The organism is Prolixibacter sp. DSM 2831, from assembly GCF_056493735.1.
The window spans coordinates 4,239,857-4,258,121 of the sequence record NZ_CM151379.1; the positions used below are offsets into that span (position 1 = coordinate 4,239,857).

At 44.7% G+C, this 18,265-nt stretch carries 16 protein-coding genes; 6 read left to right on the top strand and 10 right to left on the bottom strand.

The annotated features are described in order from the left end of the window. Window positions 1-50: 50 nt before the first annotated feature. Together AC060N_RS17525 and AC060N_RS17530 are read left to right on the top strand one after the other, a co-directional pair. Complete coding sequence (locus AC060N_RS17525; RefSeq protein WP_153640289.1) at window positions 51-1,364, top strand: type IX secretion system plug protein; 1,314 nt, start codon at window positions 51-53, stop codon at window positions 1,362-1,364. A 125-nt stretch (window positions 1,365-1,489) separates the two neighbouring features. Further along, window positions 1,490-3,319 (top strand): LTA synthase family protein, encoded by a 1,830-nt coding sequence (locus tag AC060N_RS17530; RefSeq protein ID WP_153640290.1) that lies wholly within the window; start codon window positions 1,490-1,492, stop codon window positions 3,317-3,319. Between the two features lie 32 nt (window positions 3,320-3,351). On the opposite strand, the gene AC060N_RS17535 is transcribed toward AC060N_RS17530, so the two are convergent. Next, entirely contained in the window at window positions 3,352-5,445 is a 2,094-nt protein-coding gene (locus tag AC060N_RS17535; protein WP_479524882.1) for a PAS domain-containing sensor histidine kinase, read from the bottom strand. Window positions 5,446-5,675: 230 nt separating this feature from the next. Here AC060N_RS17535 and pruA point away from each other — a divergent pair, with 230 nt between their 5' ends. The 3 genes from pruA to AC060N_RS17550 all read left to right on the top strand — a co-directional run bounded on the left by pruA (window position 5,676) and on the right by AC060N_RS17550 (window position 8,436). Beyond that, a complete protein-coding gene (gene pruA / locus AC060N_RS17540; RefSeq protein WP_106540399.1) occupies window positions 5,676-7,313 on the top strand; it encodes an L-glutamate gamma-semialdehyde dehydrogenase in 1,638 nt (545 codons plus the stop codon). Window positions 7,314-7,418: 105 nt separating this feature from the next. Continuing rightward, window positions 7,419-7,718: an FtsB family cell division protein gene (locus AC060N_RS17545; RefSeq protein ID WP_211297715.1), complete on the top strand. Its 300-nt coding sequence runs from the start codon at window positions 7,419-7,421 to the stop codon at window positions 7,716-7,718. Between the two features lie 139 nt (window positions 7,719-7,857). Beyond that, window positions 7,858-8,436 carry a YqgE/AlgH family protein gene (locus tag AC060N_RS17550; protein WP_106540400.1) on the top strand — a complete coding sequence of 193 codons (579 nt, stop codon included), beginning with the start codon at window positions 7,858-7,860 and terminating at the stop codon, window positions 8,434-8,436. Window positions 8,437-8,454: 18 nt separating this feature from the next. On the opposite strand, the gene AC060N_RS17555 is transcribed toward AC060N_RS17550, so the two are convergent. The 5 genes from AC060N_RS17555 to AC060N_RS17575 are packed head-to-tail and all read right to left on the bottom strand — an operon-like array spanning window position 8,455 to window position 12,234. Further along, complete coding sequence (locus tag AC060N_RS17555; RefSeq protein WP_479524883.1) at window positions 8,455-9,312, bottom strand: aminotransferase class IV; 858 nt, start codon at window positions 9,310-9,312, stop codon at window positions 8,455-8,457. 24 nt (window positions 9,313-9,336) lie between these two features. Further along, window positions 9,337-9,846 (bottom strand): D-glycero-alpha-D-manno-heptose-1,7-bisphosphate 7-phosphatase, encoded by a 510-nt coding sequence (locus AC060N_RS17560; RefSeq protein ID WP_479524884.1) that lies wholly within the window; start codon window positions 9,844-9,846, stop codon window positions 9,337-9,339. After that, window positions 9,847-10,446, bottom strand: a complete 600-nt coding sequence (locus AC060N_RS17565; protein WP_153640294.1) for a rhomboid family intramembrane serine protease — start codon at window positions 10,444-10,446, stop codon at window positions 9,847-9,849. 10 nt (window positions 10,447-10,456) lie between these two features. Then, window positions 10,457-11,458 carry a DNA polymerase III subunit delta gene (holA, locus tag AC060N_RS17570; RefSeq protein WP_479524885.1) on the bottom strand — a complete coding sequence of 334 codons (1,002 nt, stop codon included), beginning with the start codon at window positions 11,456-11,458 and terminating at the stop codon, window positions 10,457-10,459. 2 nt (window positions 11,459-11,460) lie between these two features. Next, window positions 11,461-12,234, bottom strand: coding sequence for an AMP nucleosidase (locus AC060N_RS17575; RefSeq protein WP_106540405.1), 774 nt, complete (start codon window positions 12,232-12,234; stop codon window positions 11,461-11,463). Window positions 12,235-12,331: 97 nt separating this feature from the next. Here AC060N_RS17575 and AC060N_RS17580 point away from each other — a divergent pair, with 97 nt between their 5' ends. Then, on the top strand, window positions 12,332-12,778 hold the full coding sequence (locus AC060N_RS17580; RefSeq protein ID WP_479524886.1) for a type I restriction enzyme HsdR N-terminal domain-containing protein: 447 nt from the start codon (window positions 12,332-12,334) through the stop codon (window positions 12,776-12,778). Here AC060N_RS17580 and AC060N_RS17585 read toward each other — a convergent pair. From AC060N_RS17585 to AC060N_RS17600, 4 genes are all read right to left on the bottom strand, one after another. Next, window positions 12,775-13,308, bottom strand: a complete 534-nt coding sequence (locus AC060N_RS17585; protein ID WP_463233046.1) for a GNAT family N-acetyltransferase — start codon at window positions 13,306-13,308, stop codon at window positions 12,775-12,777. The two genes, AC060N_RS17580 and AC060N_RS17585, sit on opposite strands and share 4 nt — an antisense overlap. Next, a complete protein-coding gene (locus tag AC060N_RS17590) occupies window positions 13,286-15,268 on the bottom strand; it encodes a glycosyltransferase (protein WP_479524887.1) in 1,983 nt (660 codons plus the stop codon). The genes AC060N_RS17585 and AC060N_RS17590 overlap by 23 nt, the downstream gene beginning before the upstream one ends. Before the next feature lie 58 nt (window positions 15,269-15,326). Beyond that, on the bottom strand, window positions 15,327-15,953 hold the full coding sequence (recR, locus tag AC060N_RS17595; protein WP_479524888.1) for a recombination mediator RecR: 627 nt from the start codon (window positions 15,951-15,953) through the stop codon (window positions 15,327-15,329). A gap of 78 nt (window positions 15,954-16,031) precedes the next feature. Then, entirely contained in the window at window positions 16,032-18,245 is a 2,214-nt protein-coding gene (locus AC060N_RS17600; protein WP_479524889.1) for a pyruvate formate lyase family protein, read from the bottom strand. Window positions 18,246-18,265 lie beyond the last annotated feature (20 nt).

The following is an 18,265-nucleotide window of genomic DNA, read 5'->3' on the forward strand; positions in this document are numbered from 1 at the left end:
TATGTTTTAGGACCTTGATAGTTAATTTAGTTTTTCGTTAATTTTATGCCATGCATCATAAATCCACCATACGTATTATTTTCATCCTCACGGCTTCCCTCCTCTTTGGGACCAGATTATCAGCAAAAAATTTACCGCAAAAAGACAATCCCGATAACGAAAACCTCCTGACGAATCAGGTTTATAGCGATAATATTCATACTGTTCAATTTTACAGGGAAGGATGGGAATTTTCGCAGCCTGTTCTTGTTTTGGGCTCCGACCAACATTTGGTTCTTAAATTCGATGACCTTTCCGGTGAAGCGCAGACCTACAGTTACACCATCAAACACTGCTCTGCCGACTGGACTCCTTCCAGTTTGATTGAGTCGGAATACCTTGATGGCTTCTTTGAAAATACCATTGATGATTATGAATATTCGGTGAATACAACGATTCCGTACGTCAATTACCTGCTCCGAATTCCGAACGACGATGTCAAACCGAAAATTTCGGGCAATTACGTTTTAACTGTCTGGAACAATTACGATCACACAAAACCAGTGCTCACCCGGCGTTTTTTTGTGGTTGACCAAAAAGTGAGCGTAACCGGAAAAGTAAAACCAGCCACTTACGACAGCTACAGGGGACCGAATCAGGAAGTTGATTTTGCTATACAACACCCCGATTTTTCCATACAGAATCCGCGCGACGAAGTGAAAGTTTTGCTGATGCAAAACGGGCGCTGGGATAATGCAAAAACGGATTTGCTTCCGCAGTTTATCCGCGAAAACTCGTTGGTTTACGACTACAGCGAAGAAAACGTATTCAAGGGAGGAAATGAATTCCGGAATTTCGACATGAAAAGCCTGAGGGTAAATGGGAAAGGCATTGCCGGAATCCAATATCTGTCACCGCTTTTCCATGTTACTTTGTACCCTGACAAGGACCGCCACGGACAGGATTACCACTTTGAAAACGATTTGGACGGGCATTATCTCGTGAAACAGGACAATGTGACTGACAGTGATGTAGAAGCCGACTACGCGATGGTCCATTTTTCACTCGACATTCAGGCACCGCTTACCGAAGGAAACATTTATGTGTTCGGTGAACTTTCGGGCTGGCAGCGTAATCCGTCCAACCAGATGGCCTACAGCATCGAACGCAAACAATACGAATTGGCCCTGCTGCTGAAGCAAGGATTTTACGACTACGAATATGCTTATGTCCGGAATGATGATGGCAAGATCGATACTTCGCTGTTGGAAGGCAGCCACGTGGAAACCGAAAATAATTACCAGATTTTTGTTTACTACCGCGGCATCAGTTCGCGCTACGACCAGTTAATCGGCTACCAGGTTATCAATTCGGCCAATCAGTAATGTCTGCACACAGGCCGAAAGACATTTCCAACACCTCGGAAACCGTCAGACACAGAAGAGGTAATTCTTTCGTGTAACATTTTTGTATTACTTTCGCGGCGCAAATTTTTATCGACAAAAAGATCATGCGCGAAAGATTAACTGCTTTTCTGAGACTCTTCATTTTCTGGTTTTCCTATTTTATTAGTGCCCGAATATTTTTTACCGTTTACGAAGTTTCGCTTACGCGGAAATATGCTTTTAGTGAAATCCTGCTCGCTTTTCTACACGGTTCCCGCCTCGATCTGTCGGCCACGGGCTATTTTCTGATGCTAAACGGATTGATCCTAACGCTGTCTATCATTGGTGGAGCGAATGTCTTCCGGAAAATCATTCTCGGAATCAATCGTTTTTTTATTGCACTCTTCGCGCTGGTCATTGTAGGCGATGCCGAAATTTACCGTAACTGGGGCAGTCACCTCGACAGCACTCCGCTGATGTACCTCAACACTCCCAAAGAGATGTTGGCATCGACCTCTGCCGGAAGGTGGGTCCTGCTCTTTGCCTTAATCTTTTCCTTTGCGGGATTATGGCTGTACCTTTTCAAGAAATTCGTATCTCCCAAAGTCAATTTCTCAAATGCCGTCAGGTATACCTATGCGCTCCCGATGCTGTTGCTCACCGGCGCAATGATTCTTCCCGTCAGGGGAAGTCTGGGAATTGCTCCCATCAACACCGGCTCGGTTTATTTTAGTAAGGATTTGTACCCGAACCACGTAGCAGTCAACTCGGTCTGGAACTTTTTGTACAGTCTGAAAAAACTGCGCAAGATGGATCCACCGTACCGTTTCATGCCCAATGAAAAAGCAGATTCATTATTTCATAACCTCTACGCCCATCAAGGCAGTACAAAACACCTTCTGAAAACAGAGCACCCCAATGTTGTCTTGATCCTGTTGGAAAGTTTCACTGCAAAAATGATTGAACCGCTCGGCGGTGTTCCCGGAATAACTCCGAACCTGAATCGCTGGTGTCACAACGGAATTTTATTTGACCATATATATGCCTCGGGCGACCGCTCAGCAAAGGGAATTGTGGCCGTAGTGAGTGGTTTTCCGGCACAACCAACAGCGTCCATTATCAAGCTTCCGCAGAAAACACAACTGCTTCCGTTCATCAGTCGTGAAATGAAAACCGTAGGCTACAATTGCAGTTACTACTACGGAGGGAATGTCGATTTTGCGAACATGCGTAGCTATATTACCCTTGCCGGATTCGATACCATAGTTTCGAAGAAAGATTTTCCGGAAAAAGACTGCAATTCCAAATGGGGAGTGCACGACCACATCATGTTCAAGCGACTGTACGACGATATCTCAAAAAGCAAGGGACCATTTTTCAAAATGCTGTTCACGCTGAGTTCCCACGAACCGTTTGATGTTCCCATGAAGACAGTTATCAAAGGAAACGATGAAGCATCGAAGTTCATGAACTCGGCTTATTACACCGACAAGTGCCTGGGAGCGTTCCTCGATTCGGCCCGGAAAAGTAGCTGGTGGAACAACACATTAATCGTTATGGTAGCCGACCATGGACATCCGCAGCCAGGGAATTCGTTGCCGACCGATCCGCTCAAATACCACATCCCGCTACTATTCACTGGCGGAGCTTTGGCGGTTACCGACACCGTTGTTCATACCTATGGAAGTCAAACCGACATCGCCGCTACGTTGCTACACCAGTTGAGCCTGAACGCGAACCAATTTCGTTACAGCAAAGACTTACTGGCCGACAGCACAAAAAGTTTTTCCTTTTTTGCGTTCAACAATGGTTTCGGATTTCTGAGCGATTCGGCTACTCGTGTTTTTGACAACACTGCAAAAGAATACGTCACATTAAAGGATTCGACGAAAGAGAACGACGCTTTTGGAAAGGCTTATTTGCAGGTAATGTGGAACGACTTTTTGAATAAATAAGACAAGGTCAATTCAGGGAAAATCTCAGGCAATTAAACAACACGGAGGAATCCGTTGCCCGCTTCGATAGGAATCACAAAAAAGAATTTGGAACCTTTTCCCGATTCGGAGGACACCTCTAACCGCGATCCCAATTTATCGACAAAATCCTGAGCAACCGATAGTCCAATTCCTGTTCCGCCATATTCGCGGGTCAGGCTGTTATCGAGCTGATGAAAGCGCCGGAATATGTCTTTATGCATTTCAACCGGAATTCCAATGCCGGTATCGCGAACAAAAAATTCAATGTTATTCTGCTCCAGCAAACGATAACCAAATTCAATTTCGCCCTCATGTGTAAACTTCACGGCATTGTCGAGCAGGTTCTCCATGATATCCCTGATTTTATTGCCATCGGAGTAAATGGAAAACTGCGGATTATCGTTACCGGTTGAAATATTCAGTAGCAGATGTTTTCTTCCGCGCTGCTCTTTTTCGTAAAGGAACTGCCTGTGCAAATCGACCATCAGGTTATTGACGGAGAAGAATTGCTTTTTGACTTCGATCTGGCCACTTTCAATCCGGGCCAGTTTAATCATATCGTTTATCAGATGCAGCAGTGTTTGTCCGTTCTTCGTGATGAGCTGAAGGTATTTGTCACGTTCGGCTTTGGGAACTTCTTCTGCAATCAGCATGTTCGAGAAACCGAGAATAGCGTTCATCGGGGTACGCACCTCATGCGAAATATTCTGCAGGAATGCTGATTTGAGTCGATCGGCTTCTTCGGCCTTTTTCTTGGCTTCTTCCAGTCGTTGCTCAGCCAGTTTTCGCTTGGTAATATCGCGCGATACGGCCATCACTGCAACGTCTGACAATTTCACCATCCGCATTTCAAACAAACAGGTTCCCCTACCGGGAATCTCGAGTGCATACTCGATGGTTTCAATCGCATCGAATTTAATGACCGTCTGTATCGAATGAAAAACCTGTCTCACCATTCGCTCGGTAAATCCCACTTCAAAAATGGAGCTGCCAATAATCTCGTCAGGCGCAATATCGATTCCCTCCTCTTCCTTGGCTACGTAGTCAATGTAAGTTCCATCCTTGTCGATGACGAAGAAGATATCAGGGATGGTTTCCAACAATAATTTATACCTATGCCGGCTGGCAGACAAATCATCTAATGTTTTTTTCGCCGCCGTCACATCGCTGAACATTCCGATTAACTCTTCGGATTCGAGATGGAGGATGGAAATTTCGTACCACTTCTCCATATGCGGGACATAAATTTCGTGTTTGCTTTTCTTCCCGCTAAGGAAAATCGCCTGCCAATCGACTTTGTCCCTAAATATCTTTTGAAAAACAGATGATGCCGGACGGCCCCGAACTTCGCTATTCTTCACACCGAACATTTCCTCAAATGCCGGATTGACCCGTAACATCCGCAACCCCGTTTTCTGTCCCTGCTCATCCCGAATGTACGACATGTGCAGTATTCCGTCAGGAATCTGAAGCAGAATACTACCGACTCGCCGTTGCTGCATAACAAGTCGATCGGCCGTTTCCTCTAATGCTCTCCGATTAAACGAAAAAATAATGTAGGAAAGGAACCAAACCACCAGGTAAATGAGCAGTGGATTGATATAAGGATTATGGTCGGGCCAGAAAACAGACAAAATATATCCATGATCTTTTACCCACCATGTATGAAGAAATAGCGTGGTAAACGATATGACGAAATAAATGAGAAATTGTATCTGCCTTTCGGCGAAGATGAGCAGAAAGAACAACCCAAAAATCAGCGCACTTATCGTAAGTGGAATAGACTGCTCAGGTGGCAGCATGGCATATTCCGAAGAAATAAACAGAAAATAAACCGGGATTGGAAGAAGATGAATGAGACCAACCGCAGCACTTCGCTGACCTTTACTAACAAAATAATAACCGAGAATTGCAATCCCGAAAAGGCTTAACTCTCCCTGATAATTATTACGGGTCGGGAAACTAAATGAATCAAAGATAATCCAGCCGGATGTAAGAATAATGGCGGCGAGATAAAAAAAGAAAAGCGTCCGGATTTTTCTCAGATCTCCATGAGTTGCTGCAGGATATGCTTTTCCAATAAAGTTGAATAATTTTTCAAACATCTAATCCCCAGGGTTAGTTTTGCAATTTTAAGCAATTAAAAATAGTAATTTTTCTTCCTCCTACAATTTCGTCTTTTTTCTGTCTCGCTTCCTCACCGCGTGAATAAAGGGAACAGCTCTAAAGCTGATTTTTATTAGCAAATCTCTACATCTAAATCCATAGATTTGTTGCAAAAGGAATAAAAAATTTTATCCTAAACATATATAATAACGCAAAAATACAGAAAATCATGCCCAAAGGATTCTTTAATATTCCTGAAGTAAAAAATGAGCCGGTAAAGAGCTATGCTCCAGGCACACCGGAACGTAAGGAATTACAGGAAAAAATCAAAGAACTGCGCTCGATGACAGTTAGCCTTCCAATGATTATTGGAGGAAGAGAAGTAACAACCGATAAGAAGATTGAAATGCGCCCGCCGCATGATTTGGGGCACCTGCTGGGACACTATTACCAGGGTGATGCTTCGCATGTAAGTCAGGCAATCGACGCTGCTCTTGAGGCCCGCGAAAAGTGGTCCAAGATGTCATGGCAGCACCGTGCCGCTATCTTCCTGAAAGCAGCCGACTTGCTCTCAGGTCCGTATCGTTCAAAAATCAACGCTGCGACCATGCTGGGACAGTCGAAAAATGCTTTCCAGTCAGAGATTGACGCAGCCTGCGAGTTGGCAGATTTCTACCGCTACGGTGTGAAATGCATGGTTGATATCTACGAAATGCAACCTGAGTCTTCAAAAGGAATATGGAACTACGCGGCTTACCGCCCGCTCGAAGGTTTCGTTTTCGCTTTGACTCCTTTCAACTTCACGTCCATCGCCGGTAACCTTCCGGTTGCTCCGGCACTGATGGGTAATACCGTTGTTTGGAAACCATCGAAAACCGCTGTTTATTCTGCAGCTGTTATCATGGAAGTGTTGCGCGAAGCAGGCGTTCCGGACGGAGTCATCAACCTGGTTCATGTGTCAGGACCGACTGCAGCTGATGTTGTATTCAGTCATCCTGATTTTGCCGGAATTCACTTCACCGGTTCAACCGGAGTCTTCCAGAACATTTGGAAAACCATTGGTGAGAATATTCACAAATACAAAACTTACCCGCGCATCGTTGGTGAAACCGGCGGTAAAGACTTCATCTTCGCCGACAATACAGCCGACATCGATGCATTGGCTACTGCATTTGTTCGCGGTGCTTTCGAATACCAGGGACAAAAATGTTCTGCAGCTTCCCGTATTTACATTCCGAAGAGCATCTGGCCGAAGGCTTGGGCAGCTATCGAAGCTCAGTTGAAAACCGTTAAAATGGGTGGACCGGAAGACTTCACCAACTTTGTTAACGCGGTTATTGACGAATCTTCTTTCGATAAACTGAAAGGTTTTATCGACAACGCTCAAAAAGATGCAGACGCTGAAGTAATCTTCGGAGGAAAATGCGACAAGAGCAAAGGTTACTTTATTGAGCCTACTGTTATTCTGGCTCATAAGCCTGATTACATCACCATGCAGGAAGAACTGTTTGGACCTGTAGTAACAGTTTATGTCTACGAAGACGACAAACTCGACGAAACACTAACCATCCTGGATAATACCTCGATGTACGCGTTGACCGGAGCTGTTTTCTCTCAGAACCGTTACAGCATTGAGAAGATTATGGACCGACTGGAAAATGCAGCCGGCAACTTCTACATCAACGATAAACCGACCGGAGCCGTTGTCGGACAGCAACCATTCGGTGGAGCCCGTGGTTCGGGAACTAACGACAAAGCCGGTTCAGTTTTCAACTTTATTCGTTGGGTATCGATGCGGGCAGTTAAAGAGAACTTTGTTCCGCCGCACAACTACATGTATCCAAACTTCCTTCCCGATAAGGAGTAGGATAGTTAAGCATACTTTCATAGTTCAAGAGGAACCTTTTTGCAGGGTTCCTCTTTTTCTTTTAAAAAGGATTGTTTTAATTTGAATAAAAATCAGAAAGTCAACATGCCGAAAATCCCACGGATATTACTCAGAATTGTAGCCAATAAATATTTGCTGGCTTTTGTAATATTCTTCGTGTGGATGACTTTTCTGGACGATCACAATTTTATTTCGCTGTTTCAAGACCAACAGAAGCTCCATAAGTTAAAAGCCGACAAAGCTTATTATGAGCATAAAATTGAATCGGACCGCAGGAAATTAAAAGAGTTACAGACAGATTCTCAAAACCTTGAAAAGTTTGCCCGCGAGCAATACCTGATGAAAAAGAAAAACGAAGACATCTTCATTATCGAAGAAAAATAATTCGTTTTTTAAACAGGCATAGTTTTTGTTTTTCACGTATTTGCATGGCAGAACCAGACCTGAAAAGGCATGGCTGCGGGCTTTAGGTATTTGATAAATCATGATTAATTTCTAATTTACTTAAGAAGAACAACCGATTATGCAATTCGATTTCTTCAAAATAGAAAGCCAGATTGCTCCGAAACAAGGTCGAATCATTATTTCGGAACCTTTCCTACCGGGAAATTATTTCAACCGGTCGGCAGTTCTTCTTGTGGAGCATTCAACAGAAGGAGCGGTTGGATTCATCCTCAACAAACCGGTCGATTTTCCGGTACACGAGTTTATGAATGAGTTCACCAATTTCGAAACGCAGGTTTTCATTGGTGGGCCAGTAAGCACTAATATGATTTACTTCATCCATACGTTGGGTAATTTGGTTCCCGGAAGTGTAAAGGTAATGGACGACCTCTATTGGGGCGGCGATTTCGATCACCTTAAAACGTTGATATCCTCCGGAGTTGTTAATCCAAATCAAGTTCGCTTTTTCCTCGGATATTCCGGATGGAGCGAAGGACAACTCGAAGCAGAAATTAAGGAGAATTCGTGGCTCGTAGCTGAGACCAACGTAAAAAGTATCATGGGAAGTGACCAGAATTTCTGGCTCGAAAGTGTCAAACAAGTTGGAGGTCGTTACAGCATGTGGCAAAATTTCCCGGAAGATCCGAACTGGAATTAATCAATCATCGATATAACATCAGCCTTTTGCACTGCGAAAGGCTTTTTTATTTTGCGCCATCAGCTGCAGTTTTTTCACGATTTCGAAAGTTTTGGTATTGTAGTATCGCCGGTTTCCAATCCCCATTACCCACTGAATTCCCAAAGCATTGTCAATCAGAAAGACCTCTTCTGCTTTTTCCAGTTCAGCAGTAGTAATCCTGTCATTTTCAACGGTCATAAAACCGGCCTGACGGGCTGCTTCGCTAACCATCTCGGTTAGCACCACCTTGTACCCTTCACTTTTTTCGGAAGGTACATAAAGAACATTCTCCTGAATGAATCCGAACGATGTACCAATTCCTTCACAGCAAAATCCGGCGTGGTTCAGCAAAATCATGTTCTGACGGCGCAGCGACTGCGCCTTTGCTGCTGCAATCATCCATAGAAACCGACTTCCGGTTTCGTACGGATTCATCACCGTATCCGATTTTTTCCCTTCGTTAAAGATGTCAATCAGCAAACCGTTTTCGTTCATCGGGAAAAAACCTCGGGGAATTTCTTCTGCCGTCAGCAGTACATCGGTTCCTTTCATTCCGGGAAAAAGATAAATGACTACTCTCCCGGCCAGGTAAAACTTGTTCTTGTTCAGTAAGCGGGAAACATCGCGGCGCAGACGGGCTCCTGCCAAATCGAAATCTTCAGGAAGAGCAAGGTTTACAGCCCTGGTGGCAGCACACAAATAAGCGTAGTTTTGCTCGTGAAACAGGATTTCGTTGTCCTCGGTTCGAAACCAGACTTTGATGCCGGCCTCGAGACGGAACAACTCATTTCCTGCAAACAACTTTTCGTCGGCACGAAAAAATTTGCCGTTATATAGAACAAAACCACCTTTCACTGAATTTTGTATTCTTTTAGAAAGTTAAGGCTTATACACGTCGTCCAGAATGGGTTGAATGGCATCACCCCAAGGCTTGTTAGTTTCCACCCGAATTCGTTGCAATCCGGCTCGCTCAGCAGCTTCCATATCGATATCCGAGTCTCCGATAAACCACGAGTGTTCGCGATCGATCTCATACATTTCAATCGCTTCATCAATCAGCAAAGTCCCGGGTTTGCGGCATTCGCATTCCTGAATATCGGAATGGTGCGGGCAATAAAAGATGTCCGTTAACTGCACTCCTTCGGCTTCAAGCAATTCCCGCATATACCGATGCACCCGGGCCACGTCTTTGTGGGTGTACTCTCCCTTATCGATCCCTCCCTGATTGGTAATCACAATCAACAGGTAACCTGCATCCTGCAATTTCTTCAGGTTGGCACCAACGCCTTCAATTAACTTGAAATTGGCTGTGGTATATATGTAATATGCCGGCGTTTTATCGTTAATCGTTCCATCACGATCGATAAAAACTGCTTGATTGTTTCCCATTTAAAACAGGTTATTGATGAACTCGATAAACAACGAAGGACGAATAATGATGGGCAGTATAAACCCAAATATCGCCCCAAGGAAATGAGCATCGTGACCCACATTATCCACATTCCGCTTGCTCATCTGGTATGAATAGACCAGGTACAGGACTGCGAAAACAACTCCCGGAATGGGCAGCAATCCGAAGAAGTAGATTTTGTTCCACGGGGCAAAGAAGATGGCAGAAAAAACAACGGCTGAAACCGCCCCGGATGCTCCGACTGCATTATAGTAATAATTGTTTTTTTGCTTGATTAAACCTCCCAGGCTTGAGAAGAGAATCGCTCCAAAATACAGTACCAGATACAGGTAAGTTCCGCGTGAACCGAAATTCAGGTAATAATAATGCTCAACGGCAGTACCGAACGACCAAAGCACAATCATGTTAATGAGCAGGTGTTCCCAGTTCGCATGCAAAAAAGCGTGAGTGAAAATCCGGAAATACTCCTTCCGGTGAACAACCTGATAGGCGTTGAATTGCAGACGTCCCATCACATCCTGCTGCGAAAAAGCCAGAATTGAAACCAATGAGGTGATAATGATGATAATAATTGTCATACCTGATTTCTTAATGTAAAATTTTATAAATCAACTCACGAAGCAATTCACCACTGTCGGTCGAGCCTCCGCGGGCACCTTTCGATCGCATATCGTATTCGCGCAATAGCGCAACAGCGTTCACCGAACGTTTGATGTTATAATTCCGGGCCGCATTAACATAGTCGCGGATGAAGTAAGGATTAACCCCGATAGCTCCAGCCGCAGCTTTTTCGTTGGTTTTATTCTCCAAAAAATGATAGGCCAGAATCTTACGAAAGTAAGAATGCAATATCCCGATGACAACCGGAAACGGATGCATCTTTTGGTTGTCGGCAAAGTAATTGACAATGCGATTCGCCTTCAAAACATCACGCTTTCCAATTGCATTCTGCAACTCAAACGCGTTGTAGTCCTTGCTAATACCGATATTACGTTCTACCTCATCTGGCGTAACACTCATGCCCGGAGGTAACGAAATGATCACCTTCTCCAGCTCACTCACAATCCGCTTCAAATCGTTACCGATGTGGTCGGCAATCAACTGGGCCGCGCGAGGCTCCACCCCGTAGCCTTTTACCCGCAGATATTTTGTGATCCAGGCCGGTATTTTACTTTCGTAGATGGGTTTTGCTTCGAAATAAACTCCATTTTTTTGCAGGGCCTTATAAAGCCGCTTGCGCTTATCTACATTTTTGTATTTATAGTTGATGACCAGCAATGTCGAAGGTTGCGGATGCTCGATATACGGAGCCAAATCTTCGATGTTTTTGATATTCTGTGCTTCCCGGACTACCACCACCTGGTGCGAAGCCATCATGGGGAAGCGGCGGGCCGCCGTAATGATGGTATCTACGTCGGCGTCCTTGCCGTAAAGAATCGTCTGATTGAAGCCTTTTTCCGCTTCGGTTAACACATTACTGGTTATCTCTTCACTGATTCGATCGATAAAATAGGTTTCCTCCCCTTCTAAAAAATAAACGGGTTGGTAATGCTTGTTTTCTATGTCAGATAAAATGGCATTAAAATCCATAATTAATCGAATCTCAGGTGTTTGACGGATTTTCCGTTATTATTCAACTCGAGTAGCGATTCAATACCGATTTCCAAATGTTCATCCACATACCTGCGGGTTACTTCCTTATCGCTGGCTTCGGTTTTTACCCCGGTAGAAATCATAGGTTGATCGGAAACCAGCAACAGCGCTCCACTCGGAATTTGGTTATAAAAACCTACCGTGAAGATGGTGGCCGTTTCCATATCGACTGCCATGGCGCGGGTTTTTTGCAGGTAACGTTTGAAACGCTCATCGTACTCCCAAACCCGTTTGTTGGTTGTGAATACCGTACCGGTCCAATAATCCCGTTTGTGATCTCGAATAGTGGATGAAATGGCCCGCTGCAGGCTAAATGCCGGAAGCGCTGGAACTTCAGGCGGCAAATAGTCGTTCGATGTACCATCGCTGCGAATGGCAGCTATCGGTAAAATTAAATCGCCCAACTCATTCTTCTTCTTGATTCCTCCACATTTCCCCAGGAAGAGGACACCGTGAGGATCAATCGCGCTGAGTAAATCCATTATCAATGCCGCATTAGGGCTGCCGATACCGAAGTTGATGATGGTAATGCCATTGGCACTGGCATTCGGCATGGCTTTATCCTCACCCACAATGGGCACATTGAATTTCTCTGCAAACATCTCGACATATTTCTGGAAATTTACCAGCAGAATATAATTTCCAAAATCATCTAAACTACGCCCAGTATAACGTGGTAGCCAGTTTTTTACAATTTCTTCTTTTGTCTTCATCTGTCAATTTTATGCAAAATTATCAGCTTTTTCCTTTTCAGACCGCTCATCAATCATAAATTAAACAATTAGTTTTGCCTGAGCAGAACAATATGTGATGAACTTAAATTTGCCGAAATACAACCTGCGTGTTCGCCTGGCTGACGGAAAAAAGAGTGTCTTTGATCCCTGTCGAAAAAAATGGGTGCCGCTAACGCCGGAAGAGCGGGTCAGGCAATTGTTTATTCGTTACCTAAACGAAGAAAAGCAATACCCTCTATCGTTAATCGCGGTTGAAATGTCCTTGCGTATTAATCGCAATGCATTTCGCAGCGACATTGTTGTTTTCGGTTCACAGGCAGCACCGCTACTCGCGGTGGAGTGCAAGGCGCCCCAGGTGAAAATTACGCAACAGGCATTCGACCAGATTGCCCGCTACAATATGCAGCTTCAGGTAAAATACCTGGTGGTGACTAACGGAATGGAGCATTACTGCTGCCGTTTTTTACCCGACACCAACAGCTACGAGTTTTTGTCGGCTATTCCGGATTTTCAATCTCTCTAATCTTCCGGATTGATCAACTGAAAGAGATGCTCATCCTTCCACCCTCTGGCATCGCGAATCCAGTCTTTCCGAGTCCCAGCCAACTCGAATCCGAATTTTTTAAATAACCCGATACTGGCTTCATTGTTCGCATCGATATTGGCGTAAACCGCATGAAGGTTCAAACGGCTGAAGCAGTATTCCAAAACAAGTTTCAGTGCTTCAGATGCGTAACCGTTTTGGCGGTCTTCCTTTTCAGCAATCAGAATCCCAATACCCGCACGGGAATGGTGTGGTTCAAAATCGAAAAGATCAATCGAGCCAACAGCTCTTCCTTCTGCATTTTCAATCATCAGGCGAAGCTGTTTACTCTCGTAAATATCTTTATCTGAATTCTTGATATAAAGCGCAATTAAATACTTCGAAAACGGCGCCAATGTGTCGCTGACTTCCCAAACTTCGCTGTTGTTTTCCCAGCGGTACAGCAACTCAATATCTTCGGGCTCTATCGCCCTCAACGTGATTTTATCACTCTTCAGGTATTGTGTCATACGATTTAGTATTTCCCAGTTTGGATATATTTCGTCGAATTATTTCCAGATCGTTTAAAATCCGGTAATCTTTAGCATACAATGTATTAATTTTTTTCACATCCACGTGGCCTTCCCAACGCCTCGAGGAATCGGCACATGATAACACTCCGGGAAGTAAAACCGGCAGTTCAATATCAGTTTCAGTCTCTTCCGATGAATAACCTACCCAGGTTTTATTTCCCTTCAACACTTTAAATATGTTAGAAAAGTAGAATTTTTTTGAGTGAACAAAAGGCAAAATAAACGGAGACAGAATAAATCCCAGAAGGGAAACTGTCACATCCAACATTCTTTTCCTCCTCCTGTTTTCAGGCAAACTGATGGCATTAATATCAAACAAGATCAAATCGCCGGCATCGTTAGCCGAATGACTGGCAATGAAAAAACCCCCTTCGGAATTAAATATCCTGAACCGGACCGACTGACTACTTGCCTGAACCATCGAGCGAATCATTTCGCCCGCCGGAACATCTTCGGCACAGTACACAATTTCGTCAACGTGGTTAATGCGGGCAATTTCCTGAAGCTGAGCTAATGTACCAAGCGTGTCACCGGTTTCATCCTTCTCATCCAACACAACCCCACCCAACCATTGAAAGCGGTTGCCCTGGTGAGCTAAAACCTCTTTCACTTTTTGAATTTGCTCATGTGAGCCCACTGAAACAATGCGGTTACTTTTTCCCTTCCCGACAGGATAATTGAGCCATCCCAGCTTTGCCATAACCAGCCTCGCCGGCAATAATGCAATCAGTCCCCAACCCGCAGCCAGAATAACGATAGCCCGGGAAAATCGGAACGCTTCCCCCATTAGTGAGTAGGCAACCAGTAAAACCAAGGCGGCCGTGAACCAGCTTCGCAAAAATCCACGAATGCGCCAATGCCGGTTATATGCCCCCGATAGCATGAGGGTGACAACAAACAACAGCACATATGTGGGAATAACCGTTTGCAATAAATCCCGGGAATAGTAACCCGGCTCGTGGGCAATTTGCTCCCAGGCAGGAACCAGCCAGCTAAACCCGGCAAACATCAAGACAGCGTCGACTAAAGGCTTCCACAGCCATTGCAAACTTCGCTTCAGCAAACTAAGAGAAGCCCTAAAAAAAATAGCGAGACGAATCATTAGGCTGAACAGCCAGGCACCGGAAGTCGCATAATGCTTCCGCACGAAAATGAGCATGGCCTTGTAGAACAGCCGCACATAATTGAAACTTCCTTTACGTGTACTTTCTCCTTTGTAATGGATAATGGTTGTTTCCGGGAAGTAGTAATTCTCGTACCCGGCTTGCTGAATCCGGTAGGAAAGATCGATATCCTCGCCGTACATAAAAAAGGTTTCATCCAGCAAACCAATTTGGTCAAGTGTTTCCTTCCGAAGTAACATGAAAGCACCCGCTAGTACATCGATGCGGTTGGTTTCGTTTTCCGGAAGATGCCCCAAATAATAACGGGCGAAAACAGGAGAGTGTGGGAATAGACGAGTAAAACCGAATATTTTATAAAACGAAGCCTTCGGTGTTGGAAACCCTCTTTTTGATTCCGGCAGAAACTTGCCACTCCCGTCAATCATTCGAACCCCAAGTCCACCGGCTTTGGGATGTTTATCCATAAAAGCGATTACCTTCCGGAAAGTATCTTCCTGCACAATTGTATCGGGATTCAGCAGCAGAACATATTCTCCTTTTGCCTGACGAATAGCCTGGTTATTCGCTTGGGAAAAACCAACGTTCTCATGGTTGACAATTAACTTTATCCAGGGAAAGGAATCCCTCAGCATCGCGTACGAACCATCAGTCGAATTATTATCCACGACAAATACTTCCACATCCAATCCTTCGGCTGCTTTCTGCACCGAAGCCAGACATTGGGATAGGAAGAATCTGACGTTATAATTGACAATAACGACTGATAATTTCATGGATGAACGGTTTATTCGTTTTAGTCAGGTTACTAAAAGTCCGGGAACCGTCGGTTCCTTACTGCCCGAGCGATTGTTCGAACAACTGCCGGTTGATGATGGAACGTCCCAACGTTACCTCGTCGATGTATTCCAATTCATCTCCGATGGATACACCACGCGCCAGCATAGAAACTTTCACTCCGGAATTTTTTAATTTCTTAAATATATAGAAGTTCGTGCTATCTCCTTCCATCGTGGTGCTCAGTGCCAGAATTATTTCCTTCACATCGCCTTCTCCGACGCGCTTAATCAACGAATCAATTTCGAGATCAGCCGGCCCGATTCCATCCATCGGCGAAATAATTCCGCCCAACACATGAAATACACCGTGATACTGCTGCGTATTTTCGATGGACATTACATCCCTGATATTCTCGACGACACAGATGGTACCGTGGTCGCGGGATTCGTTACTGCAGATGTTGCAAACCTCGGTATCCGAGATATTCCGGCAAACTTTACAGTGCCGTATTTCATCGCGTAAGCGGGTAATGGAATTACTGAAACGATGCACATCCTCTTTGTCCTGCTTCAACAAATGCAGCACCAGCCGTAATGCAGTTTTTTTACCAATGCCCGGAAGCTTGGCAAATTCTGTTACAGCATTTTCCAATAATTTGGATGGGAAAGTATCCTGGGTCATGTTTCGCGAATTCAGTGTGCCCAAAGGTAAGAAGCATGCCTGAAAAAGAAAAGCGTTTACAGGAAACCCGGAATGGCCTTAATCATCGAGCTGAATGATAATCTGTTCCTGCGTGTCGGAATCCAGTTCTACAAACCGAACAGTTCCCGAACCCAAACGCACCATCACATCCCGATAATTTTCCGGATCGCGCCGGGCAGCTTCCAACGTGTTCCGGTCCAACACACTGATCACCATCTGCCCAACACCAAGTTGCCTTAGTGCCTCGAGAATGGTGATTTGCTGTCCTTCGTTAAGGTTTTTACTTACCTGGAAAAGGTGCATTCCGTTTCGCTGCAGGATTTCGGTATCAGGAAAAGTTATTTTTTCAGGATGTTTCTGTAAAATAATTCGATGATTCAGCGAGCAATCCAATAACGTCTTCGCTTTTCGCCCGTCTGCACTGGCAGCTGTTTTTCGGCCAAAGGCCATATTTATTTTTCCGTTTGCCGGACAATGAGCAAAATGGTGCATGCCTGATTTTTTGGCGTATCGGGCACCGGCATCCGATAACAATTGCTCAATTCTGCGAATAAAATCGTCAGAGTGATTTTTTATATTTCTTCTGTAAAGCGACTTGGACAGCAGCTCCCTTTCATTCTCAAAACCCTCGTAATCTTCACCAATAATGTAACTCAGTTTAACCGGGTAGAGTAATTTATCCTGAAAAACAACTGATTCTATCGCAGCCAGACTATCGCCAACATTTTTGATACCGGCCACTTCAACTCCACTTCCCAAAAATGGAATATCATCATCCAAAATCGAATGTCCGTCAGAAATACATTGGTCGTGGAGGAGGGACGCAAAAATAAAGGATGCCTCCCGGTTCATAACGGTATAAAGTATTTCCTCCTGGATGGCCAGGGCTTCTACGAAATATTCTACCTCCCGGGAAAAGGCATCCCATATGCCATCCAAGTTATGAAATTCGGCGAATTTTCCAAAGTCGGGACCGACTTCCACTCCTGAAATAAAATCACGTCCGCCGTTCATTGATAACTCAAGTATCTTTAGAAGGTTCACCGCACCAGCCGGACCACCAATGCTTCGATGCCAAATGACAAAGCCGCCATTTCCGTTCGGAATATATTGTTCAGCTTCTTCTTCCGAGACACCGTAAATTTGATTGATGTACGGAATGAGCACAGAATCATTGAAGAGCAACGGATTGATATTTCCTGCCGACAGCAAGCCCGCCGCCTGGGTATAAAGCGATTCATCCTGCCCATCGTAATACCGCAGACAAATTTGTGGCAATGCTTCTTTTACGGATGCACTGGTTCTCAAAGCAATTTGGGCAAATAGGTCCGCTGTTTCTTCATTGGGCCGTCCTTTTCCTCCAATAACCAATCGTCCTTCAGCACCTAACTGCCGCGCATTGATCAGGCGCCAGAACGATTCCATCAACTGAAGCGCCAGCTCTTCGGTGAGCTCTCCACTTTCGATATCGTTTTTTAAAAAATCACCGAGTGTAACATCGAGACGACCGTAATTCCCGGTTCCCGACAAGAGTGAAAACAGATGGATTAACTGAACGGCTTCGCGGAAAGTAGTCGGCTTTGAGTCGGAAATGGTCTCCAGGGCTGAAGCCATGTGCAGCAATTCCGCTTTGCTTTCTTCATGGATGCATTCGTCACTTAAGTCGCGGGCGTAAACTGCATATTGATTAATCACACGAACGAGGATATCCAGCACTCCCAGCATGGAATTTTTCATCGCCCGTTTTTTATCGTCTTCATCTTCCAAAGCAACCGATTGGAGTTCGGCGCGAAGTCCGGGTATTCCTACTTGTACCAGCTTGGAGTAATCAGGATTAATACCGGAAATGCGATAATAAGGCTCAAAAACACCTTGATTTCTGAAACGCCTCATCTTATCGGGAGTAAACTTTTCCTCGGCCTGTCGCTGTGCCGACCTGATTTTAGCAACCGAATTTTCGCCCCGCCAAAAAGCTTCCAGCGTTCGCAGACGTAACTCTAGTTTAAAGGTCAACTGCGGATGCTCTAACATTTTCTGCATCCTTGCCTCATCGTAAAAGTAGCCCAAATAACCTTCATAAATGGAAATTCCTATCGGCAATGGTTCTACCCTTCCGACGAACCGATCTCTTTTACCGACAGGTTGCATTGTAGCCGGAAATAATACCTCCAAACAATGCAACTCTCTAACCGAGGGCTCCGCTGTTTGGAATTCCTGGTAAACCCGGGTAAACTTTTCCATTATGCAAATCTTCCTGCGGAGACTTTTCATATCAAACTAGTTTCATTTAC